The sequence below is a fragment of the Glycomyces salinus genome, from assembly GCF_016428645.1.
Taxonomy (GTDB): Bacteria; Actinomycetota; Actinomycetes; order Mycobacteriales; family Micromonosporaceae; genus Glycomyces; species Glycomyces salinus.
Genome location: NZ_JAELXW010000034.1, coordinates 45,152 through 67,312 on the forward strand (window position 1 = coordinate 45,152; position 22,161 = coordinate 67,312).

General features: G+C 69.7%; 21 protein-coding genes. 12 read left to right on the forward strand and 9 right to left on the reverse strand.

Annotated features, from left to right (window positions below):
- The 3 genes from pspM (at position 1) to cimA (ending at position 3,354) form a co-directional block, all read left to right on the forward strand.
- Positions 1–798 (forward strand): phage shock envelope stress response protein PspM, encoded by a 798-nt coding sequence (gene pspM, locus JFB92_RS11550; RefSeq protein WP_199038284.1) that lies wholly within the window; start codon positions 1–3, stop codon positions 796–798.
- A gap of 17 nt (positions 799–815) precedes the next feature.
- Positions 816–1,502 (forward strand): hypothetical protein, encoded by a 687-nt coding sequence (locus tag JFB92_RS11555; protein ID WP_199038286.1) that lies wholly within the window; start codon positions 816–818, stop codon positions 1,500–1,502.
- A 148-nt stretch (positions 1,503–1,650) separates the two neighbouring features.
- The gene (gene cimA, locus JFB92_RS11560) at positions 1,651–3,354 is read left to right on the forward strand and encodes a citramalate synthase (protein WP_199038288.1); all 1,704 of its coding nucleotides are present in this window, start codon (positions 1,651–1,653) and stop codon (positions 3,352–3,354) included.
- A gap of 45 nt (positions 3,355–3,399) precedes the next feature.
- On the opposite strand, the gene JFB92_RS11565 is transcribed toward cimA, so the two are convergent.
- Positions 3,400–4,542, reverse strand: a complete 1,143-nt coding sequence (locus JFB92_RS11565) for a PQQ-binding-like beta-propeller repeat protein (protein WP_199038291.1) — start codon at positions 4,540–4,542, stop codon at positions 3,400–3,402.
- Between the two features lie 106 nt (positions 4,543–4,648).
- On the opposite strand from JFB92_RS11565, the gene JFB92_RS11570 reads away from it, so the two are divergent.
- From JFB92_RS11570 to JFB92_RS11600, 7 genes are all read left to right on the forward strand, one after another.
- Positions 4,649–4,996, forward strand: a complete 348-nt coding sequence (locus tag JFB92_RS11570) for a hypothetical protein (protein WP_199038294.1) — start codon at positions 4,649–4,651, stop codon at positions 4,994–4,996.
- Between the two features lie 43 nt (positions 4,997–5,039).
- Positions 5,040–5,816 (forward strand): fumarylacetoacetate hydrolase family protein, encoded by a 777-nt coding sequence (locus JFB92_RS11575; RefSeq protein WP_199038296.1) that lies wholly within the window; start codon positions 5,040–5,042, stop codon positions 5,814–5,816.
- Positions 5,809–7,275 carry a glutamate--tRNA ligase gene (gltX, locus tag JFB92_RS11580; RefSeq protein ID WP_199038298.1) on the forward strand — a complete coding sequence of 489 codons (1,467 nt, stop codon included), beginning with the start codon at positions 5,809–5,811 and terminating at the stop codon, positions 7,273–7,275. Before JFB92_RS11575 ends, gltX begins: the two co-directional genes overlap by 8 nt.
- 94 nt (positions 7,276–7,369) lie before the next feature.
- On the forward strand, positions 7,370–7,702 hold the full coding sequence (locus JFB92_RS11585) for a PadR family transcriptional regulator (protein WP_199038299.1): 333 nt from the start codon (positions 7,370–7,372) through the stop codon (positions 7,700–7,702).
- Positions 7,699–8,790 (forward strand): ICP22 family protein, encoded by a 1,092-nt coding sequence (locus JFB92_RS11590; RefSeq protein ID WP_199038300.1) that lies wholly within the window; start codon positions 7,699–7,701, stop codon positions 8,788–8,790. Before JFB92_RS11585 ends, JFB92_RS11590 begins: the two co-directional genes overlap by 4 nt.
- A 296-nt stretch (positions 8,791–9,086) precedes the next feature.
- On the forward strand, positions 9,087–9,803 hold the full coding sequence (locus JFB92_RS11595; protein ID WP_199038301.1) for an aggregation-promoting factor C-terminal-like domain-containing protein: 717 nt from the start codon (positions 9,087–9,089) through the stop codon (positions 9,801–9,803).
- 196 nt (positions 9,804–9,999) lie between these two features.
- The gene (locus tag JFB92_RS11600) at positions 10,000–10,902 is read left to right on the forward strand and encodes an RpnC/YadD family protein (protein ID WP_199038303.1); all 903 of its coding nucleotides are present in this window, start codon (positions 10,000–10,002) and stop codon (positions 10,900–10,902) included.
- Between the two features lie 22 nt (positions 10,903–10,924).
- Here the strand turns inward: JFB92_RS11600 and JFB92_RS11605 are convergent, their stop codons facing one another.
- The gene (locus JFB92_RS11605; protein ID WP_199038305.1) at positions 10,925–11,491 is read right to left on the reverse strand and encodes a cysteine hydrolase family protein; all 567 of its coding nucleotides are present in this window, start codon (positions 11,489–11,491) and stop codon (positions 10,925–10,927) included.
- A 71-nt stretch (positions 11,492–11,562) separates the two neighbouring features.
- Positions 11,563–12,468 (reverse strand): DNA double-strand break repair nuclease NurA, encoded by a 906-nt coding sequence (locus JFB92_RS11610; protein ID WP_199038307.1) that lies wholly within the window; start codon positions 12,466–12,468, stop codon positions 11,563–11,565.
- Between the two features lie 95 nt (positions 12,469–12,563).
- Here JFB92_RS11610 and JFB92_RS11615 point away from each other — a divergent pair, with 95 nt between their 5' ends.
- Positions 12,564–13,304, forward strand: coding sequence for a hypothetical protein (locus JFB92_RS11615; RefSeq protein ID WP_199038309.1), 741 nt, complete (start codon positions 12,564–12,566; stop codon positions 13,302–13,304).
- 27 nt (positions 13,305–13,331) lie between these two features.
- Here JFB92_RS11615 and JFB92_RS11620 read toward each other — a convergent pair whose 3' ends face one another.
- The 6 genes from JFB92_RS11620 to JFB92_RS11645 form a co-directional block, all read right to left on the reverse strand.
- Entirely contained in the window at positions 13,332–15,764 is a 2,433-nt protein-coding gene (locus JFB92_RS11620; protein WP_199038311.1) for an AAA family ATPase, read from the reverse strand.
- Positions 15,764–16,918 (reverse strand): exonuclease SbcCD subunit D, encoded by a 1,155-nt coding sequence (locus tag JFB92_RS11625; protein WP_199038313.1) that lies wholly within the window; start codon positions 16,916–16,918, stop codon positions 15,764–15,766. The genes JFB92_RS11620 and JFB92_RS11625 overlap by 1 nt, the downstream gene beginning before the upstream one ends.
- 44 nt (positions 16,919–16,962) lie before the next feature.
- A complete protein-coding gene (locus JFB92_RS11630; RefSeq protein WP_199038315.1) occupies positions 16,963–18,672 on the reverse strand; it encodes an ATP-binding protein in 1,710 nt (569 codons plus the stop codon).
- A complete protein-coding gene (locus tag JFB92_RS11635; RefSeq protein WP_307789123.1) occupies positions 18,665–19,408 on the reverse strand; it encodes a pyrimidine reductase family protein in 744 nt (247 codons plus the stop codon). The genes JFB92_RS11630 and JFB92_RS11635 overlap by 8 nt, the downstream gene beginning before the upstream one ends.
- Positions 19,409–19,665: 257 nt before the next feature.
- Entirely contained in the window at positions 19,666–20,508 is an 843-nt protein-coding gene (locus JFB92_RS11640) for a hypothetical protein (RefSeq protein WP_199038317.1), read from the reverse strand.
- Between the two features lie 34 nt (positions 20,509–20,542).
- On the reverse strand, positions 20,543–21,514 hold the full coding sequence (locus tag JFB92_RS11645; protein ID WP_199038319.1) for a thiol-disulfide oxidoreductase DCC family protein: 972 nt from the start codon (positions 21,512–21,514) through the stop codon (positions 20,543–20,545).
- 286 nt (positions 21,515–21,800) lie between these two features.
- Between JFB92_RS11645 and JFB92_RS11650 the strand changes: the two genes are divergently transcribed.
- On the forward strand, positions 21,801–22,148 hold the full coding sequence (locus JFB92_RS11650) for a LuxR C-terminal-related transcriptional regulator (RefSeq protein WP_199038321.1): 348 nt from the start codon (positions 21,801–21,803) through the stop codon (positions 22,146–22,148).
- The last annotated feature ends 13 nt before the right edge of the window (positions 22,149–22,161 follow it).

Here is a 22,161-nt window from a genome sequence, read left to right on the forward strand (position 1 = left end):
GTGGACGCCAAGGCCCGCAAGCGCGCCAGACGGCGCCTGCGAGGTCGGCTGTCCTCGGCCAGGTTCTGGACCGCCGTCTCCGGCGCCTCGGTCGCCGGGTCGGCCTTCTTCGTGCCGTTCGACGGCCTGACCGGTTCCGACGGGGTCTGGGTCGTCGTCGCCGGATTCTCCACCGCTCTGGCGGTGCTGCGCTGGCTCGACTACCGGCGGCTGTCGCGCCTGATGCCCGCCGAGCGGGACTCGCTCGAACTGCACGGCGCGGCCGTCCTCGGCGACGAGGTCCGCGGCTTCTTCGGCGAGGCCGCCGGGGCCCTGCGGCGCGAGCGCATCCGCAAGCAGTTCCGCCGCAGCGCCGCCTGGGGTCCCTACCAGCGTCTCGAGCGCGCCAGCGTGACCGCCGAGCAGATGGCGGACCGTCTCGGCGACCATCCCGACGCCGCCGAGGTCCTCGCGCGCGCGTCCACGGCCGGGCCGGAGCTGTACCGCCTCGCCTTGACCGTCCGGGACGTCGAGCAGGCGATGAAGATCACCGGCGGGCCCCGGCGGGACGCGCTCGGGGCCGAGCGCGACCGCCTGGTCGAGCGCCTCGTCGCCGGGGTGGACGCCTACGAGGACATGGTCTCTGCCGCCGGGGAGTGCCTGGCCGGGTCGGTCGGGCTGCGGGAGGCGCTGGCCGCGAACGGCCACGACCGGACCTTGGAGACCCTCACCGACGCCGCCGAGCGGCTGCGCGCGGCCGGGGCCGCGGCCAGCGAGATCCGAGGCAAGGTCGAACTCCCCGAACGTGAAATATCCTAATTTGGTCTAATTCGGGAATGATCAAGCAGTGTTCCCGAGTCGCGCTGATAGCGTCTGGTCTCATGCTCGCCGCGGCGGTTCCCGCCCATGCCGCCGAGCTTCCGGGCGAGCCCGTGACCGTGCAGCTCAAGGGCGCGCCCGAACTGGCGCTCGCCTGGGGCGGTGACGGCGCGGTCATCGCCTCCGATGGCGACCTGTGGTCGTTCCGCCCGGTCGAGGCCATGGTCGACGCCGGTGAGGTCCTCATCGTGCACGAGGACGGCGGCGAGTGCCTGACCCCGTCCGAGTCCGGCCCGCCGGAGGCGGCCCCGCTCGAACTGGTCGACTGCGCCGACGCCGAGACGTGGGCGGCCGTGTTCGACGACATCGCCTCCAACCAGGACTGGAGGTTCACCGATCCCGAAGGGCGGTTCCTCGGTCTCGCGCCGGGCGTCGAGCCGGTCGACGGGGCGCCTGTCGTCGCCGAGGCCGTGCTGGGCACCAGCAGCGTCCACGACCAGGAGTGGCTGTTCGAGTCGGCCCCGGAGGAGACCCCGCCGCCCCAGAAGGAGTCCCCCGAGTCGCCCTCGGAGGTCGCGCAGCCGAAGCTTCCGACGACCGGCGCCGGAGTCGCCGTCGGCGCCGCCGGCGCGGTGGCCGCGATCGGTGCGGGGGTCGGCGTGCTCATGTGGCTGCGCCGCCGCAGCCTGCGCGTCAACTGGTGACACACCGTTTCCCATATGTCGGGAAATGCTGGTTCGCCCGGGTGGTCGGTGGCATACTTCCAGTCGTGACCTTCCAGCTCATTATTAGCTGCGGGCGCTCGGTGGAGCATCGACTCTAGATGCCGTCACCGAGCGCCAGACCTCCTGCATGGCAGGGGGTCTTTTTCGTTGGAGCAGAACCACCGTTCAGGCGGTCCCCGCGAACGCACAACAGCAGTCCCGAAACCAACTGGAGCACAACGTGACGCATACACACACCGGCGGAGAGTTCCACGTCTTCGACACCACGCTCCGCGACGGCGCGCAGATGGAGGGCCTCCGCTACTCGGTGGCCGACAAGCTCGCCGTGGCCGAGCTGCTCGACGAGCTCGGTGTCGACTACATCGAGGGCGGCTGGCCCGGGGCGATCCCGTCGGACACCGAGTTCTTCGCCAGAGCCGCCGAGGAGCTGAACTTCAAGCACGCCAAGCTCGTCGCGTTCGGGATGACGCGCCGGGCCGGGGCCACGGCCGAGACCGACCCCGGCTACCGGGCGCTCCTCGACTCTCGGGCCCCGGTGCTGTGCCTGGTCGCCAAGTCCGACATGCGCCATGTCGAGCAGGCCCTGCGCACCACCCCCGAAGAGAACCTCGAGATGATCACCGACTCGGTGCGCACCGGCCGCGAACACGGCCGCGAAGTGTTCATCGACTGCGAGCACTTCTTCGACGGCTTCCGCCACGACCCCGAATACGCGACCCTGGTGGTGCGCACCGCGCTCGAAGCCGGCGCCGAAGCGGTCGTCCTGTGCGACACCAACGGCGGACGCATCCCCTCCGACATCACCGAGGCCGTCACCGACCTGCGCCGCCGCCTCGAAGCCGACCTGCCTCCCGAGCGGGTCCGCCTCGGCATGCACGCCCAGAACGACACCGGCTGCGCCGTCGCCAACACCATCGCCGCCGTCCAGGCCGGGGTCATGCACGTCCAAGGCACCGCCAACGGCTACGGCGAGCGCCCCGGCAACGCCAACCTGTTCAGCGTCGTGGCCATCCTCGAGACCCAGCTCGGCATGAAGGTCCTGCCCGACGGCGGCCTGGAGAACCTCACCCGCATCTCGCACGCCGTCGCCGAGATCGCGAACATGGCCCCCGACGAGCACGCCCCCTACACCGGGCACGCCGCCTTCGCCCACAAGGCCGGACTCCACGCCTCCGCGATCAAGGCCGACCCGGCCCTGTACAACCACATCGAGCCCACCGCGGTCGGCAACGACATGCGCATCCTGGTCACCGAGATGGCCGGGCGCGCGTCGGTCGAACTCAAGAGCCGCGAACTGGGCGTCGACCTCTCCGAGGACCGGGACGCCCAGGACCGGATCACCGCCCGCGTGAAGGAACTGGAGTCCAAGGGCTGGTCCTTCGAAGCCGCCGACGCCTCCTTCGAACTGCTGGTCCGCGACGAGGTCGAGGGCGGCCTGCCGCGGCCGTTCACCCTCGACACCTACCGCGTCATCGTCGACCACGACCCGGACGGCGAGACCGTCGCCGAGGCCACGGTGCGGCTCGACGTCGACGGTGATCGCGTCATCGCCACAGCCGAGGGCAACGGCCCGGTCAACGCGCTCGACGCCGCGCTCCGCAAGGCCCTGTCCGAACGCCACCCGCGCCTGGCCGAGCTGACCCTCTCGGACTTCAAGGTCCGCATCCTGGCCGGGTCCACCGGGACCGACGCGGTCACCCGCGTCCTGATCTCCATGAGCGACGGCCGCCACGAGTGGACGACCGTCGGAGTCGCGCCGAACATCATCGAGGCCTCCTGGAACGCCCTGTGCGACGGGCTGGCGTACGGCCTCAACCGCCGCCGGGCATGAGCGAGGGCCCGGTACGGATCGGTACCGGGTCCTGAACCTCGTCCGTCAGTCGAAGACGGCCAGCCGCTTCTGCTCCATCTCCCCGTCGCCGAAGGTGGTGAACGACCCGCCCGCGGCCAGGTTCGAGCCGCGCGGATGGGTCTTGAGGTCCCACACCCCGATCACGCCGTTCGCGCCCGGGTTCCACCGCAGCAGGTTCCCGTCCGTGTCGACCGCCAGCAGCTTGCCGCGGTCGGCCAGTACCCCGTCGACGCATTCGCCAGTCGGGCCCGACCTGTTGGTGGTGCACGCCCGGTCGAAGTGGCCCCCGGCGATGACCGTCCCGTTCCAGACGGCCACGGCCTGCATGCCGCCGTCCACCCCCTGGTACCAGAGGGTGTCGCCGTCCTGGTCGAAGGCGCGGACCTCGCCGCCGCGGCCGTCCAGCGCCGCGTACACCTGGTCGCCGTAGAGGGTGATCTGCCTGGTGAGCACGAAGATCCGCGGATCGAAGTCCCGGTCGAGGTCGCCGTCGCCGGCCTCGAACGCCGCGAGCTTGCCGTACCGCTTCTCGTTCTCGGCGTAGCTGAAGGAGCCGGAGACGTAGAGCCGGCCGTGCCCGTACTCGATGTCGCGCACCGATCCCTCCTGGAGGCTCGGAGTGAACGACTCGACCACCGCGCCGGTGTCGGCGGTGACCGCGGCCAGGTACCTTCTCTCGGTCTGGCCGACCTTGGCGAACCGCCCGCCCAGGTACACCCGGTCGCCGAGCGGCTCTATGGCGAACACCGTCGCCGACGGGCCGGGCCTCCATGTCGTGTCGAGCCGGCCGCTGTCGAGCCGGAAGCGGGCCACGCGCGGCGTGTAAGTGTCGTCGATGTAGCGGAAGTTCCCGGCCACGTACAGGTAGCCGCCGTGGGCGACCACGTCGTAGACCTTCCCGTCGAGCTCCGGCGCGAACGGCAGCAGCCGGCCGCTGACCGAGTCGATCGCGGCCAGGTAGTATCGCCGGTCGAACTCGCCGTCGACATCGCGGGCGCGGGTGAACATGCCGCCGACGTACAGCACGTCGCCGTCGTAGGCGACCTTGCGCACATCGTCATTGAAGGAGGCGGTGGACCGGGGAAGGTCTTCGTCGATCGCGCTCGCGGGGACCTGTGCGACCAGGACCACCAGTAGCAGTGTGAGGATTGTGAGTGCACGGCGCATTGCGGCAGTCTCGCACGATCGGGGCCCGACTGGCCGTTTCGACACGGCGCGTCGCCGTCGCGGGCGTGAAACCTCCGCCATCGCCCGGCCGTACTAGAGTTGAACCGTGACTTCCTACAAGACCGAACGTGCCCGTGCCGCGGCCCGCGCCGCCGACTCGGCGGTGTACTCGCGACGCCGTTTCGGCTCCGGGTTCCTCCTCGGCCTGGTGATTCATCTCATCTTCGCCTTCGCGCTGGGGTTCGTCCTGGTCGACAACGTGGGGTCGACGCTGGGCGCGCGCCTCGGTTCCACCGCCATCTCCTGCCTGATCGCGACCCCGGTGGTGTTCGCGCTGGGCTTCGCGATCGGTCTCTCCGGGAAGCTGCGCCGCCTCGGCATGGGCGTGGTGCTCGGCGCCCTGCTCGGCACCGTCCTGATCGTGGTCCCCTTCCTCCTGCTCAATGTAATCTGAGGCCGACAGCTTCGAACCACGGATCCTCAGAGAGGGGCGCAGTGTGCGCATCGCACGGATAGCCCACGCCACCGGCATGTCATTCGCGGTACTGGAAGGGGAGGGCCCCGGCGCGACGGCCGCCGAGATCGAGGGCCACCCCTTCGCGCAGATCAAGATGACCGGCCAGCGTTGGGCGCTGGAGGACGTGCGGCTGCTCGCGCCGATCCTGCCCTCCAAGGTCGTGTGCGTGGGCCGCAACTACGCCGAGCACGCCGCCGAGCTCGGCAACGAGGTCCCCGACGAGCCGCTGATCTTCATCAAGCCGTCCACGTCGATCATCGGCCCCGGAGAGGCCGTCCGCATCCCGGCGGTCTCGGACCAGGTCGAGCACGAGGCGGAACTGGCCGTCGTCGTCGGCCTGCCCGGCGCCCGCGGCATCGACAAAGACACCGCCGCGGCCTCGATCTTCGGCTACACCTGCGCCAACGACGTCACCGCCCGCGACCTCCAGCGCAAGGACGTCCAGTTCACGCGCGCCAAGGGCTTCGACTCCTTCTGCCCGCTCGGGCCCTGGATCGAGACCGACTTCGACCCCGGGGACGCCGAGATCCGCTGCGAGGTCGGCGGCGAGGTCCGCCAACTGGGCTCCACCAAGGACATGGTCTTCGACCCGGCCACCCTGATCTCCTACATCTCCCAGGTCATGACGCTCCTGCCCGGCGACGTGGTCCTGACCGGCACCCCGGCGGGCGTCGGGCCGCTGCAGAGCGGCGAAACCGTATCCGTCTCCGTCGCCGGCATCGGCGAACTGTCCAACAAGGTGATCGACAGTGAGTAGCGTCCGCACCCGCTTCTGCCCCAGCCCGACCGGCCTGCCGCACGTCGGCCTGGTCCGCACCTGCCTGTTCTCGTGGGGCTACGCCCGCGCCAAGGGCGGCCGGTTCGTCTTCCGCATCGAGGACACCGACGCCGTCCGCGACTCCGAGGAGTCTTACCACCAGCTCATCGAGGCCCTCTCGTGGCTCGGCATGGGCTGGGACGAGGGCCCCGACATCGGCGGCCCCCACGCGCCATACCGGCAGTCCGAGCGCGGCGACGTCTACGCCGACGTCATCGAGCGCCTGGTCGAAGGCGGCTTCGCCTACGAGGCGTTCAGCACCAATGAAGAGGTCGAGGCCCGACACCGCGCGGCCGGCCGCGACCCCAAGCTCGGCTACGACAACTTCGACCGGGACCTGACCGAGGAGCAGAAGGCCGCCTTCCGCGCCGAGGGCCGCAAGCCGGTCTACCGGATGCGTATGCCCGATGAGGACATCGTCTTCGTCGACGCCGTCCGCGGCGAGGTGCGCACCCCGGCCGGGACCGTGCCCGACTACGTCGTCGCCCGGGCCGACGGCTCCCCGCTCTACACGCTGACCAACCCGGTCGACGACGCGCTCATGAAGATCAACATGGTCGTCCGCGGCGAGGACCTGCTGTCCTCGACCCCGCGCCAGATCGTCATGTGGCGGGCCCTGATCGAGCTCGGCCTGGCCGACGAGGTGCCCGAGTACGCCCACCTGCCGCTCATCGTCGACGAGCGCGGCAAGAAGATGTCCAAGCGCGACCCGCGCTCGGACCTGCTCAAGTACAAGCGCGAGGGCTACCTGCCCGAGGGCGTGCTCAACTACGTCGCCACGCTCGGCTGGTCCATCTCGGGCGACCGCGACGTGTTCACCGTCGCCGAGTTCCTCGAGAAATTCGACCTCCACGACGTCAAGTCGAACCCGGCGCGCTTCGACGAGAAGAAGTTCGACGCGATCTGCGCCGACCACTTCCGCGCCGTCGACCCGGGCGAGCTGACCGAGATGCTCGTCCCGTGGCTCCAGAAGGCGGCGCTGCTGCCCGACGAGCCGACCGAGGAGCAGCGGCACGTGCTGGCCGTGGCCGTCCCGCTGGTGCAGGAGCGCTGCACGACCCTGGGGCAGGCGGTCGAGATGCTGCGGTTCCTGTTCTGCGGCAAGGAGGTTCCAATCGACGAGGCGAGCGTCAAGAAGACCTTCAAGGGCGACGCCGCCGAGGTCCTGGACGCCTCGATCGCCGCGCTCGAGGACATCGAGTGGACCACTGAGGCCATCGAGGGGGCCCTCAAGGAGGCCCTGGTCGAGGGCATGGGCCTCAAGCCGCGCAAGGCGTTCGGCCCGGTGCGCGTCGCGATCAGCGGCAAGACCGTCTCGCCGCCGCTGTACGAGTCGATGGAGCTGCTGGGCAAGGACGTGAGCCTGACGCGGCTGCGCTCGGCCCGCGCCTCCCTCTGAGAACGACCGCACGGGACCGGCTCCGCTCTGCGGAGCCGGTCCCGTGCGTATCCGGCGCTGGCCACTACTGTGCATTGAATGGTACTGTGTAAGAGTGGATAGATCGCAACTGCTCAAGGGCCTGCTCGACATCATCGTCCTGCGGGTCTTGGAGACCGGTGACGCCTACGGCTATGAGATCCTGCGGCGCCTGCGCGGCTCCGGGTTCGACGAGCTCGGCGACGCCTCGGTGTACGGGACGCTCAGGCGCCTCTACCGGTCGGGGCACCTGTCCACCTACGTCCAGCCCAGCGAGTCGGGCCCGAACCGCAAGTACTACGCGCTGACCGAGACCGGGCGCAAGCACTTGAGCGGGATGCGCGAGGCATGGGAGGACGTGAGCGCCAAGATGCAGGCACTGTTCGATTCGCCGAAGGGGCAACCATGACCGACACTCCTCAAGGGGCCGCCGATGTCGCAGAGTACCGTCTCGCGGTCGAGAGGCACCTGGCCGACCTGCCCGAGCCGATCCGTGAGGACCTCCTCAACGGTCTAGAGGATCACCTGACCGAGGTCGCCGCCGATCGCGAACCCGGCACCACGCTCGAGGATCTGCTCGGTAGGCCCGAGGCGTACGCCCGTGAACTCCGCGAGACCGCAGAGATCGAGTCCGAGGGCCGCCGCGATGGGTTCTGGCGGTCCGTCCAGGCCGGCTTGGAGCCGTCGGTGACGTGGATCCGAGCGAAGACCGAACAGTACACCGCCAGCGCCGGTGTCGGGGAGGCCGGAGAGTTCCGCAGGAAGCTGAAACCTGGCTGGTGGGTGCTGCGCGGCCTCGCCGCGGCGGCTCTGGTCTACTACTTGATCGCCGGTGGGGCGGTACTGGTCACCCTCCCGGTCCTGAGTGAGGGCATCGTCCAACTCCTGGTCTTCGCCGTCATGGCGCTGCCATTCGTGTGGCTCTCGCTTCGGCTCGGCGCGATGTCGGAACAGTGGGGAATCGGCCGTCGCCGGCTGGTGGCGCTCGGCGGAGTCGTTCTCGTTTGGCTGGGCCTGCTGCCGTACGCTACCTTGCCGAGCCTCTACGGTCCGGACTACGGCCAGTCTTTCGTCGCCGACTTCGAGGACCCGAACGAGGGCGTCACGAACATCTATCCCTATACCGAAGACGGTGAGCCGTTGGCCGGTGTCTACCTGTTCGACCAGGACGGGAACCCGCTGTGGATCGGCGACCCCGACGCCTGCGACAGGCTGCACGAGGATCCTTTCGGGGCCGAAGGGTATTCCGATGAGGCGGTACCGACGCCGGACCCGTTGGAGGAGGGGTCCTACGACGAGGCTGAGTACGGGTATCTCTATCCACTGTGTGACTCGGACCCGTGGCCGACCGATGAAGCGAGCGGGTTGCCGGTTCCGGAGGATTCCGGGGCCAGCGGGCCCACGGGCGAGCAGGCCACCGAGCCCGTCGATCCCGGCGGGGAGCAGTCCACCGCTCCGGCCGAGGACTCGACCCCCTCGCCTGAACCCACCGAGTAGGGTCGCGCACCCAACGTCACGGCCTGCGATGCCGGTCGGGCCCGGATTCCCCGGTATGTGAGATTGACCCCTGTAGACCTAGATTTAGAAAGGTCTGACTGGTCCGGGGGCCCGGCTCGGCCGAACGGGGGAGCTCTTCCCGGGGCGCGCCCCGGCGTCGGTCGCGAACAGCTCGATAGGACTGGTATCGGTCAATAGTGGCAATTGGGGCAACCGATACCGGGTGAGAATGTGCCGTGTTCGGTCAACTACTCACGGGTAGGTCACCGTTATACAACGGCCTTAGCCTGGCGCGAGTGCTTACCAAGCTGACCCACGCTAAGCACGCGGCCCCCGGCGTCATCCGGCGCTACGGCCGCGTCATCCGCAACCGCACCTTCGCCTCGATCGGCGCGGTCGTGGTTGCGACCTCGACGGCGACCACCGCCGGGGCCGCGATCACCCAGACCGACGACCGCAGCCAGGAGGAGGTGCTGGCCTCCGAAATTGTCGCGGAGGCTTCTGAGGCCGACTACCAGTGGCAGGACGTCCCGGAGATGGAGAGCATCCTGCCGGTCAAGGAGACCGGCGATGAGGAGGCCGCGCGCTCCGGCGCCGCCGAGGTCCCCGAGGTCGAGGAAGAGGAGGAGGAACCGGCAGAAGAGCCCGAGTCCGACTCCGGCTCCGGCTCGGACTCCGGCTCGATGGACATCGCCGCCGACTGCTCGTCGTACTCCGGCAACAAGGCCATCGGCTGCACGATGACCCTCGACGCCGGCTGGGGCCTGGGGGAGTTCTCCTGCCTGGAGTCCCTGTGGGACCGCGAGTCGGGTTGGAACGAGACGGCCTACAACTCCGGTTCGGGCGCCTACGGCATCCCCCAGTCCCTCCCGGGCGACAAGATGGCCTCCCACGGAAGCGACTGGGAGACCAACCCGGCCACCCAGATCGCCTGGGGACTCGACTACATCCAGGGCCGCTACGGCAGCCCGTGCGGGGCCTGGAACCACTCCGAATCCAACGGTTGGTATTAGAACCTGACCGTATTCAGACCCCAACTGAATACTGGATACTGGATACTGGATAGCGAAGGGGCGGCGCCGAGGCGCCGCCCCTTCGTCATGGTTGTGGCCTGTGAGGCCCGTCGCCTTTCGGGCGATCGCGTGTCCGGCGGGGGATCACGGTCGTTGACGTATCGGAACCAGCGATCCGACTTCCCCCGGAGGCGTCATGGCGGACGATTGGCATGAGAACATCGTCAACCTGATCCAAGACCAACCGAGATTCGCGGCCGAGCTTCTCAGAGCCGCCGATGGCGAAGACTACGGAGACATAGCCGTGTCGAATGCCGAACGGAGCGCCAACGCCCTCGGGTCGAAGGCGACCACCGAGCGCAGGGCCGACGCGGTCTCGGCATTGACCCTGGAGTTCAGCGAGGTGGACCGGCTGCTGGTCATCACCGAGGTCCAGGGCAAGTGGAGCGAGGAGAAGAACCGGCGGCTGCTCGGGTATGTCTCGCGGGCCTTCGAGGACAATCCCGACAGCGAGGTCGAGCTGTTGATGATCTGCCGGACCGATGCTCTCGCCCGGAAGTTCAAGCAGGGAATCCGGGTCAACCGTCGCTGGCAGCTCGCTCCGCTGACGCTCAGCCCGGGGGACCTTCTTCCGTACCGTGATCCGGACGATCCCGGAGCGACACCCGAGTCCGCGGTCCTGCGGGTGCTGCTCAACCCGAGTCCTGACGATCCCGAGTCGGTGATCAGAACCGTAGACGACTTGCTCGGTACTATTGAACCCGAGGTCGCAATCGACTACATAAATATGATCGCGGATTGCCTAGACGAGAACGCACGAGTGATCCTGGAGAGCCTCATGAGGACCAAGCCGAGACCATACCGCTACCACAGCGAGTGGACAGATCAGCTTCGCCGTGAGGGCCGCCAAGAGGGCCGCCAAGAGGGCCGACTCCAAGAGGCCCGGGAGGCGCTCGTCGATGTGTGCATTGCGCGGTCGATCGTCCTCGGGGAAGCCGAACGGGCGCTCATCGAGCAGTGCGGTGACCTCGACAGACTCCGTGAGTGGCGCAGCCGCGCACGCAGCGCGAAGCACCTGGCGGACATCTTCGCCGTTTAGCTCGGCTCGGACCGGTGCCGAGTCAGGCGTCGATGACCTCGATGCCCGCGGTTCGCAGTTCGTCCACGGCGGCCTCGTCGCCGCCGGGATGGGCGTGGACGAAGGCCGACGCGCCCAGGTCCAGTCGCGCACGGTAGCCGAGGCGGCGGGCATCGCGGGCGGTCGCCGCCACGCACACGTCGGCGGCCAGGCCCACCGCGGTCACCTCCCCGACCCCGGCCTCGGCGAGGAGGCCGGCCAGGTCGCTGAGGCCGCCCGCACCGGGCTGCCCCCGGTCGGGCGAGGACGGCAGCAGGACGAACCCTGAGAAGCCGCCGCCGCGCCCCGGACCCTTGGACACGACCGTGCCGCGCACGTCCAGGTCGGGATGCAGCTCGGTCTGGCCGTCCGGGTCGCCGTCGGGCAGTTCGACCGGCCCGAAGTCCCGGGTGTAGAAGACCGGCGAGCCGGCCTCGACGGCCTCGGCCACGCGCCGGTTGACCGCCTTGACCACCTCGTCGGCACCCGCGACGGCCAGGAGGCCGTCCGGATCGATGAAGGCCCGCTGCATGTCGACGACGATGAGAGCGCTGGAGCCGGGGGAAACCATGGCTTCTCCAATCCTGTTGCGGGCAACGGCATCCCCGATCATTCCCGAACAGGCCCCGGCCCGCAAGCACCTCAGTAGGCCGCGGAGCGGATCCCTCGCAGCAGCAGGCGGGTGTCGCCGAGCATGCGTTTGAGGCGGCGCTCCAGACCGGCGATCGGGGTGAGGTTCTGCGGGGCGCGGGCGTCCTTGTGCGCGGCCGAGCCCAGCGGCGGCAGCGCCTGCGCTGTAGCGTCGGCCAGCAGCACGGCCTCGTCCTCGGTCAGGCTGTCGGAGGCCTCCAGGCGCGCCACCCCGGCCCAGCCGCGCGAGCGGGTGCCCGGCAGCCGCAGATACCACGAATAGCGCGGCCAGCCCGCCATCAGGTGGAACACCGGGGTGCGCTGGCCCGGCTTCAGCCGCTCGATCACCGCGTTGAGGTCGCCCCGCAGGTAGGAGCGGTGGTGGCTCTTGATGTAGCCCACCGAGTTCGGCAGCTCCTTGTGTCCGCGCAGCGGACCGTCCAGGACCGCCAGCTCGGCCTCCGCCGCGACCTGGGCGGCGACCTTCGCTTCGAGCCTGGCCATCTCCATCTGGCTCGCGGCCACCAGATCGGCGGGATCGGCAGCCTCGACCCTGTGGAACGGGTAGCGGCCGAAATCGGCCTCGGGGTCGACCGTCGCGAACAGGCCCCGCTCGACCGCCGCCTCGGTGACCGCCGAGGCCGGGCGGTCCAGATCGCAGAGCACGGCCCCGGCCGCCCACGAGACGCACAGCCCCGGCCAGCGCCCGGACTCGTCGAGCAGTTCGACCCGGGCGTCGATGCGCCGCACGCCGTCGATCAGCAGCAGCCGCGTCGGGCCCGAGGCGGGCGCGTCGATCGGGGCCCACTGCTCGGCCGAGAGCTCGACGTCCGTCCTGACCTCCGCCACGCTCGACCGGGAGGGGGACTCGGAGTTGTCGGCGAAGGACGGATCCCAGGCGTCGACGGTGATCTGCATGGGATTCAGCCTATCCGTCGTTCGCCTGACTTTCGAGACGCTCGACGCGGACGCATAGGATCGCCCCGGACGAACCATGCGTCGAAGGGACCGGTATGAGTGACGATCGGGTGCGGTACCTCCCAGTGACGGTGGAGGGCCGGACGGCGTGCTACCTGTACGTCTCGTCGGGTTCGGATCGGCTCGGCACCCTCGACGCCTCAGGGCAGTTGGACCCCGAGTTCGTCAGGGACGCCGCACGGCACTGGCAGAGGATGGCGGTCGCCTACAGAGACCGCGGGCTCGGACCGGAACAGGCGTTGGAACACGCACGTCGGGAACCCGAGACCGAACTGGGCGGGCGCGTACCCCAGGGCGCCGTCATCGCCGAGGCCGAGGACTTCAGTCGGCTGTTCTCGATCGCGCAGCCCGACCACGATCCGAACAGTCCGTACCGGCAGGCGGTATGGGACACGATGCACGTCCAACGGCCCCACTTCACCCCGCTCGTTTCGGTGCCCATGTGGGAGATCTATGCTCCGAACTCCCAGGACACGGTCCGCTGCCTTCCGGTGCGGGTGGGTGACAAGGTCGCCGGATTCGTCTGGGCGGCCCTCCACGAAGAGGCCGCCGGGTTCGTGCGGCGTGTCAGCGCGCATCCTGAGTGCGACATCGCCGAGGGCTGGTGGCTGCGGGAGATCCGCCGGCTCCACATGCACGGCTACAGTGCGCTGGAAGCCCTGCGTGCGCGGGTGGGACTGCCGGAGCATCCCAAGGGCGGGCGCATCGAAGCCGGTGAACCCGAGTCGCAGGTCGAGGGGAGCCAGGGCGTCCGCGATCTGGCACAGGCCGAATAGCGCCCCTGAGCTCGGACCCGGCGGCGGTCAGCTCAAGGTCTTCTCGACCCGGGAGCTCTTGGCGTCCTTGGTGATCCGGAACCGCACCGGCACCCGCTCGGCCAGGTCCGCCACGTGGGTGACCAGGCCGACCGTCCGGTGGCTCGAGATCGTCAGCGCCTCCAGCGTGGTCGCCACGGCGTCGAGGGTCTCGGGGTCGAGCGTCCCGAAGCCCTCGTCGAGGATGATCGACTCCAGGCACGCCCCGTCCCTGGACAGGCTCGCCAACTGGTCGCTCAGCGCCAGCGCCAGCGACAGGGAGGCCGCGAAGGTCTCCCCGCCCGACAGGCTCCGGGCCGGGCGCGCCATGTCGGCGTCGTGGTGGTCGACCACCCAGAAGTCCTGGTCGCGGTAGATCAGGTCGTACTGGCCCCCGGTGATCCGGTTGAGCATCACCGTCGCCCCGGTCACCAGCTCGTCCAGCGCCTCGCTCAGCAGCCACTCCATGAACCGCCGCGCCTCCAGGTGCTTGGCCAGCTCCTTGGCGACCTCGGCCTCGTGCGCGAAGCGGCGCGACTCGGCCTCCAGGTCCACCCGGCGGCTCCGGGACTCGTGCAGGCGCGCCGACCGGGCCCGCGCCGACTCGACCGCCGCGGCGTGCGCGGCCACGTAGTCGCCGCCGGATCCGGTCGCGGGAGCGGCCACCTCGAGCTCGGCCATCGCCGCCAGCAGCTCGGCGCGCAGGGTCGCCGCCCGACCGTCGAGCCCGTCCAGCTCGGTCCGGGCCGCCTCCCGCTCGCTCCCGGCCTTGGCCAGGGCCCCGGCCGCCCACTCGACCAGGTGGGTCCAACTGGCGGCCAGGTCGTCGCCGCCCGGCGGCGGAGCCAGCGACGCGACCTGGTCGCGGGCGTGGTTGAACTCCCGCCACCCCCGCTGCTGGCGCTCCTCGGCCGCCGCCTTGCGCTTCTCGGCCTCCCGCAGCGCCCGCCGCGCGGCCTTGAGCGCGGTGGAGGTGCCGTTGAGCAACTGCTTGGCCTCGGCCGCCGAGGAGCGCTTGGCGCGCAGCGCCTCCGGTTCGGCGACGCCCTCCAGCTTCTTGGTCAGGCGCCGCTTCGTCAGGTCCAGGTCGGTCAGGCGCTCCTCGTAGGACTCCAGCTTCGCCTGGAGCGCGGCCACGCTCGCCTGGGCTTCCTTGTACTCGGCGGTCGCCTGCGAGGACGCCTGCTGGGCCTCCTGCAAGGCCGCCGAGACGTCCCGGTCCGGCAGGTCGTCGACCGGCCGGTCGCACACCGGGCAGTCGTCGCCCTCCTCGAGGTCGGCCCGCAGCGTCTCGGCCAGTTCGGCCATCCGGATCTTGTGGAGGGCCGCGTGCCGGATCTCGACCTCCTCGGCCGCCGCACCCTCCAGCTCCTTGGCCTCCTCGTACTGGTGCTTGAGCTCCTCGGTCAGTTCCCTGCCGGTCTTCAGGCTCGCCTCGGTCTCGGTCAGCTCGGCCCAGGCCGCCAGTTGCCGCTCGATGAGCCCGGAGTCGAGGCCGTCGAGCTCGGCGCGGAGCCGCTCGTCCTCGGCCTCGGTGGACTCGACCTCCCGGGCCTTCTCGGCGACCTTGGCGGCGGCCTCGGCCACCTGGGCGGCGACGTCGTCGACCCCGTCGGGCCGCTTGATGTAGGTCAGGGACGCCAGGTGCGCCTCGGCCTCGGCCAGGCGGCGGCGCGCGGCCTCGACGGCCGCGTCGAGCCCGTCGAGCGCCCCGGCCTTGTCCCGCACCGGCTCGGTCAGCTTCTCGAGCTTCTCGACCCGCTCGGCCGCGTCGCCCAGCTCCTGGTCGGTGACCGGTTCGACCTTCGCCAGCTGCGCCTCCAGAGTCTGCTGGGCGGTGGCCGCGGTGTCCCGGCGGGAACCGGCCAGTTGCTGGACGCGCCGGTAGACGCTGTGCCCCAGCAGGTTCTCCAGGATCTTGCGCCGGTCGGCCGCCGAGGCGTGCAGGAACTCGGCGAACTCGCCCTGCGGCAGCAGCACGCACTTGGTGAACTGCTCGAACGGCAGCCCGATGACCCGCTCGGCCGCGGCGCTGACCTCGCTGGGGCTGCCCGCCAGCGGCTTGCCCAGGCCCTCCAGCAGCTCGGTGTCGTCGGCGGGGTCGACCCCGGCCGGCAGCTGCTCGAGCGCGGCCGTGGAGGTCTTGACCTTGCCGTTCTTGTCGCGGCGCAGGATCCGCGTGGCCACGTAGTGGGTTCCGGCGGCGGCGAAGACCAGCCGCACCCGGCCCTCGACGGCCGAGGGCGCGAGCGCGTTCTGGGTGGAGTTGATGCGCCAGCGCGGCGTGCGCCCGTAGAGCGCGAAGCACATCGCGTCCAGCACAGTGGACTTGCCCGCGCCGGTCGGGCCGGTCAGCGCGAAGAAGTCGACGTCGGTGAAGTCGAGCGTGGAGGCCTCGGCGTAGGAGCCGTAGCCCTGCATGTCGAGCCGGATGGGTCGCATCAGGCCTCCTCGGCAACGGTCTGGGTGTCCTCGTACAGCTCGGCGAAGAGCCGGGCCACGGCCGGGTCGTCGTAGCCGTTCTCGGTCAGGTAGGCGCCGAACAGCTCCCCGGGGCTGCGACCGGCGCGCCGCTGCCTGGGTTTGCGCTCCTCGGCGCGCAGGATCGGGTCGATGTGGATCTGGACGGCCCGCTCGAACAGGTCGGCGACCTCGCCGCGCAACCCGGCCCGGGCCGGTTCGGTCACGAATACCCGCAGCCAGGCCCGCTGGTCCACTTCGGTCTTCCGCAGTTCTTCGAGGGTGCCGCGCACTGTTTTGAGCGGCACGGCCTCGGTCAGCGGAATCGTGCGGGTCAGGGCCGGGGTGTCGGCGGTGACCTCGACGATCGTGACGCTCGGGGTGTGGTCCTCCTCGCCGAAGTCGACCGCGATCGGCCCCCCGGAGTACCTGATGGTGCAGGGCCCCTCGATCTTCTGGGCCTTGTGCAGGTGCCCCAGGGCGACGTAGTTGGTCGAGGCGGGGAAGATCGCGGCGGGCACGGCGTAGTCGGCCACGGTGTGGACCTCGCGCTCGCCGCCGCCGACCTTCCCGCCGACCACGGTCAGGTGCCCGCAGAACAGGTTGACCTCCTCGGCGGTGAAACCGTGCGTGAGCGCGGCGACCAGACGCCTGAGGTGGTCGGCGTAGGTCGCCTCGGCTCCGGCCGCCCCCAATTCGAACAGCTCGGCCGCGCGCACCGCGTGCCGCTGGGCGATGAACGGCAGGGCCGCGACCTTCCAGCGCTCGCCTGAGGCGGTGGTGCCGGTGACGATGTGGTCGGTGGCCTTGCCGAGGCTGCCGCGCAGGTGGATCCCGGCGGCGTGGGCCCAGTCGCGGAGCGCGTCGAGGGCCCTGCCGTTGTCGTGGTTCCCGGCGATGACGACGACCTCGGCGCCGGTCCCGTGCAGGGCCGACAGGGCCCCGGTGAGCAGCTTCTGCGCCTCGCTGGAGGGCGAGGCGGTGTCGAACAGGTCTCCGGCCACGATCACGAGGTCGACCGCCTCGGTCTTCGCGATCTCCACGATCTGCCGGAAGACCGCGCGCTGCTCATCGAGGCGCGAGCGGCCCTTCATGGTGACCCCGACGTGCCAGTCCGAAGTGTGCAGAATCCGCAAGGCGTTCATCTCCCTCGGGGCGAACCTGGTCGCCCTGGATAGGTCTAGAACGGGATGTCGTCATCGTCGCCGGCCAGCTCGAACGGGTCGACCTTGGCCGTGACCGAGCGGGCGCCCGCGGCCGGAGCGGACCCGGCCTCGGCCGGGCGGGTCGCCCAGGCCGGGAACGGGAAGTTCACCACCAGCGGCACCGGCAGTTCGGGCTGGCCGACGAACATGGTGCCGGGCTTGGCCATCAGCACCCGCTGCCGCTGGGCCTGGGTGAGGAAACCGTACTCGGGTCGGGTGGACTCGGCCGCGTCCAGGCGCCCGACCACGCGCACCGCCGAGTTCGAGGCGATGCGCCGCTCCACTTCGGAGGCGGTCTGCTGGGCCCCGATGAGGATCACGCCCAGGGACCGGCCGCGCTCGGCGATCTCGAGCAGGATGTCCTTGATCGGGCTGGTGCCCTCGCGGGGCGCGTACTTGTTGAGCTCGTCGAGCACGACGAACTGGAGCGGGCGGGCCGTGCCGGCCTTCTCCTTGCGGTCGAACTCGGTGCGCAGGACGACGCCGACGACGAAGCGCTGGGCCCGGTCGGGCAGGTTGTGCAGGTCGACGACGGTCACCTGCGAGTCGGAGGCGACCGCGAGCCCCCGGGGCGGCAGGTCGCCGCGGACCAGGCGCCCGATGTCGCGGCCCGAGGCGATCAGCCGCCGGATGAACGCGTTCACCGTGCCCAGGCCGATCGCCGAACCGGCCCATTCGACGCGGGTCGCGTCGTCCGAGAGCCGTTCGCAGATCAGGTCGACCAGGTCCCGGTAGGTGGTCAGCAGCTGCCCGTCGACGGCGACCGCCCCGTTGTCCTTCGGGCGGGCCTCCTTGCGCAGGCGCGCGGCGACCTGGTGGACGACCATCGTGTACTGCTGCCGGTCGTCGTCGGCGTCGGCGAACACGAACGGCAGCAGGCCGTCCCGGCAGAACTCGGCGAGGGTCCAGTAGAAGGCGTCGACGCCGGTCGAGCGGCACGCCACGTCCGGGACGCCGTTGTTGTCGCCCTCCCGGGGCGGGGCCAGGACCTCCACGGACTTGAACGCGCCGGGGGCCATGCCCATGCGCCGGTACGATTCGCGGATCTCGTCGTCGATCCGGGTGTTGTCGTGGTCGAGCAGCAGCAGGTCCTCGCCCTTGACGTTGAAGATCAGCGCCTTGGTGTTGGCCGCCTCGGCGCCGATCGCGCCCGAGTGGAGCAGCGAGTACAGCAGCCAGGTCGCGAACGAGGTCTTGGTCGCCACGCCCGAGATGCCCGAGATCGACACGTGCGCGCCGCGGGTGCCGTCGAGGAAGTCGGCGTTGAGGAACACCGGCTGGCCGTCGCGGCTGAAGCCCAGCGGCACCTGGCGTTCCATGCCGTCGAAGTACAGGGCCCGGTCACGCTCCTCGCCGGCGGCGCGCTGCACTTCGGCCCCGGGCATCGGCGGGACGAACACCTCCGGTTCGACCCGGGTCACGGTGACCTCGGCGGCCTCCTGCACCTGCGCCGGCAGCAGGCCCCCGGCGATGTCGAACACGTCGGAGTCGAACTGGGCGCCCTCGTGGCGGCTGCGCACGGCCGTCACCACGCCCGAGATGCGGACCGAGCCGACACCCGGCACGTCCCGCTCGGTGGTGAGCACGTCGTCGAGCTGGGCGTACGCCTCGGGACCGACGCCGACCCAGAACGACAGGGGAGTCGCGTCCTCAGTGCCGAGCACACGGCCGACCGATTCACTCATCGCTCGATCCTCGCAGATACCGCAGGATCAGATTGCCCCCGGCTTCGAGGACGTGTCGCAGTTCGAGCGGCCGGGCCCCCGGCGAACCGTGGCCCGCGGCGATGCGCCCCGGACCGGCCCCGACCAGCAGCGGCGAGACCGTCAGATCCAGCTCGTCGACCAGGTCGGCGGCGATCAGGTCCCCGAACACCCGCGGCCCGCCCTCGCACAGGATCTGCCGCAGCCCTCGCTCGCGGAGGGCGGCCACGGCGGCGGCGAAGTCTACCTGCCCGTCTCCGATGGCGATGAGGTCGGCGACGCCGCCGAGCGCCTCCTGCCGGTCGGCCGGGGCGTCGGCGGCGCACACGACGATCGGCCGCTGCGGCGCCCGCGTGAAGATCGGATCGGTCGGATCGAGCCGCGCCGACCGCGACACCACGGCCATGACCGGCACCTCCGGCAGCCCGTGGTCGAGCCGCCATTTCACCCGTTCGGGGCTCAGGACGAGCTCCCGGTAGCCCTCGGCCAGCACCGTCCCCGACCCGGCCACCAGCACGTCGCAGCGGGCGCGGAGCACCTTGAAGACCCGCTTGTCCTCGGACCCGGACAACGGACCCGAGAGCCCGTCCAAGGTCGCCGACCCATCGGCACTGGACACGAAATTCACCCGCAACCAATCGGCCTCGGGCGGCTCATAGGCCGAGTAGACCTCGGCATCGGTCATTTCAGCGAGTTCGCGGAACACCACTCCAGGCACGGCAACAATCTAACCCACCCCACCGACAACGACCCTGAGAGACGGGGCGCGCCTCCGATTCATTGGGCGGCCCGGCCCCGCCGCCCGCGCTCCTCCTCAGAGCCCGGCAGTCGCCGGCCGAGCCTCGAATTCAGCGCACGGTTCAGAGTGCTCGTATGAACGTGGACGAAAGCCGAAGTGCGGCCGCGGTCGGCTGCGGCTGGGCGAAGGTCCCCGTCCGGTTCGGGGAACACCGTATTCGGCCCTGCGCAGACCGATCAATTCGATGGCGTCGGCAGTGCTGATTGGATCATCTCGGCGTACGCGCCGGGGAATCTCCACCATCCCTGCACCCCGTCGGGACCGGGCAGGTCGTGGAACTCCGCTTCGGGGTACATCTCCTGCAACTCCGACCGGAGATCCAGTCGCCCCACGGCCGAGCGGGCGGTCAACGCCACATGCAGTCTCGACGAGAGACTGGATGCGATGCTCGGGAAATCGGTCCCCGACGAAGGCGGTCGAAGCTGTATTCCGTCGGAGAAGGCCCTGGAAAGCCGCTCGGTGGCGATCCCTTTCACCAGGGAATAAAGTGCTCGGTCATCGAATTCTGCTGCCGTGACGATCGCTTCCACGAATCGCTTCGTGCTCGCTTCGGAGAGTCGGCCCGCCTGCCGAAGGGCTTGCAGTTCTTCAGGGGGGATCGATTCGAACATCGCAGCCAGTTTGCCCTGAGCTTCCTCGCTCTGGAGTGTCGTGTACAGCCTGGACCGAGTCGGTTCCCGCAGGGTCGGCATGATCGAGGGGATGGCCGGGTCGATGATGATCACCGAGTCGCTCACCATGCGCCTCTCAGCGAGCAACAACGCGCCGAACGCCGCATGCCCGTGGCTGACAACCGCATTGACTGAACGGATCCCCGACTCTGCGGTGATCCAGTCGGCCAGGTGCACAGCCCAGTGGGGGTCGGAGAGAATCATCGGAGAGACCGGTGGGGACGCCTCGAGCACCGTCACGCCGCCCTGAAGGGCCTCCTTCAGCGGTGACCAGATGCGGGCATCGAGTATGGACTCCTGCAGCAGGAGAGCAGAGACTGCGTCACGGCCGGTGCGCTGGTCACTCATGGCTCTACTCTCCCACTGCCGTTCTGACTCGGGGTCAGTTGCACTGCCTGGCGCAGGAGAGTCCCGCGCTTCCTGCGCAGATCGCGCAGATCGGACAGCCGATCGCCTTGTCGAGAGGGCCGCCGAAGACGCAGTCGAAGCAGGACAGAGCGCAGTCCACGTCGGCTTCGCCGGCCATGCAGGTGATGAAGCACGTCACCGAGAACTGCGGTTCGATTTCAGCCGCCGTCGGAACGTAGGCGTTGTCGATCTCGGTGACCTCCACCCGATCCCCGACCTTGCTGACCTCTCCGAGCGCGGTCCCGCCGGGGAGGAAGTATCGGAGCGACCGGCTTTCGGCATCGATTTGCATGGTGACGCCGTGCTCGAGATCGGCGAGGTCGACGAAAGTGGCTGTAGTCGGATCCCGGTGGACGATCATCGCGATCGACCGGCCCTCGGCTCCGGCGATCACCTTGATGTCTTCGCGGTCCGAGTCACCCCAGACTCGGAGTGACTGCTCGACGATGTCGGTCTCGCGCAGACGCCTGGCCTCGTCGACCGAGAGTGTCCGAACCGCGCCGGGTTCGGAGGGCGTCGCATTGGCAGGAGCCGCGGTCCCGAGGACGACTGCGCCGACCCCTGCCGCCGCGGCGCCGCCCATCAGGCGCCTCCTGGTCAGTTTTCTCCCGTGCTCGCCCGCACGCTCGGTGCGGGCGCGGGCCTCTCCTGCGAGGAGGCCGACGATCGCACCGGCTTTTCGGAATCCGATGCGTTTCGCCAACTTCAGCCGCATCGGCAGGCCCTGGTAGAGCTTGACCGATCCGCCGTCGATTTCGAGCAGGGTCGGCTTGTCGGGGATCTCCTGCCCGGCGCGCGTGAGCGTCTCGCCGAGCTCCGGGTCGTTGAGTGATTTGGTTTCGAGGCCGGAGACGTTCAGTGCCCTGAGCTGCTTCGCGACTCGGGAGCACGGCGCGCAGTCGGCGTCGAAGAGCAGGATGCTCTCATGTCTTGTTGGTCGCTCCATGTAACGTTGTACTCCGTTCATGTGGTTCTAGGGGGCTCGAACTCTGTGCCGCGTGACTCTGCGGCCGCGGTGAGTTCAGCACCGCGGCCGCTCGCAGCGACGGAATCGACGCTATCGATGCTCGGCTGCCTCGGTCAACGAGTTGTCCGCTTGTGGACATTCCGTCACCGAGAGACAAATAGACGTCACTACTCGTTGTACGATGGCGTTGGTTTGTCGCCAATCACCCCACTTAGCATATTCAGCCTTGCACCCCTTATCTGTTGACCACAGGCACGGAGTATTGATGGATACCGGCACTCCTCAGCCACCAGAAGGCACACTCAACGACGAGGATTCGACGATCATCGACTTTCTGTACGACGGGCTCACGCAGAAGGCGATCGGGCGGCGGCTCGGGATCAGAGACCGCACGGTCCGCAGGCGCCTCGAGGACTTGAAATCCAAGCTGGGTGCCGACAACAGCCTGCAGATTCCCCTCAAAGCGCGCGATAGGGGGGTCTGGAAGCCGCGTGACGAGTTAGTGGTTCATCGGTCGGGCCGCGGCGCTCCGACCGGCCTGCGCGGCCAGGGCCGACTCGGTCTCCCCGCCGTCGGTGCCCGCCTCTCCACAGTGCTCGCAGTCGGCATCTGACCGGGCCCCGCCG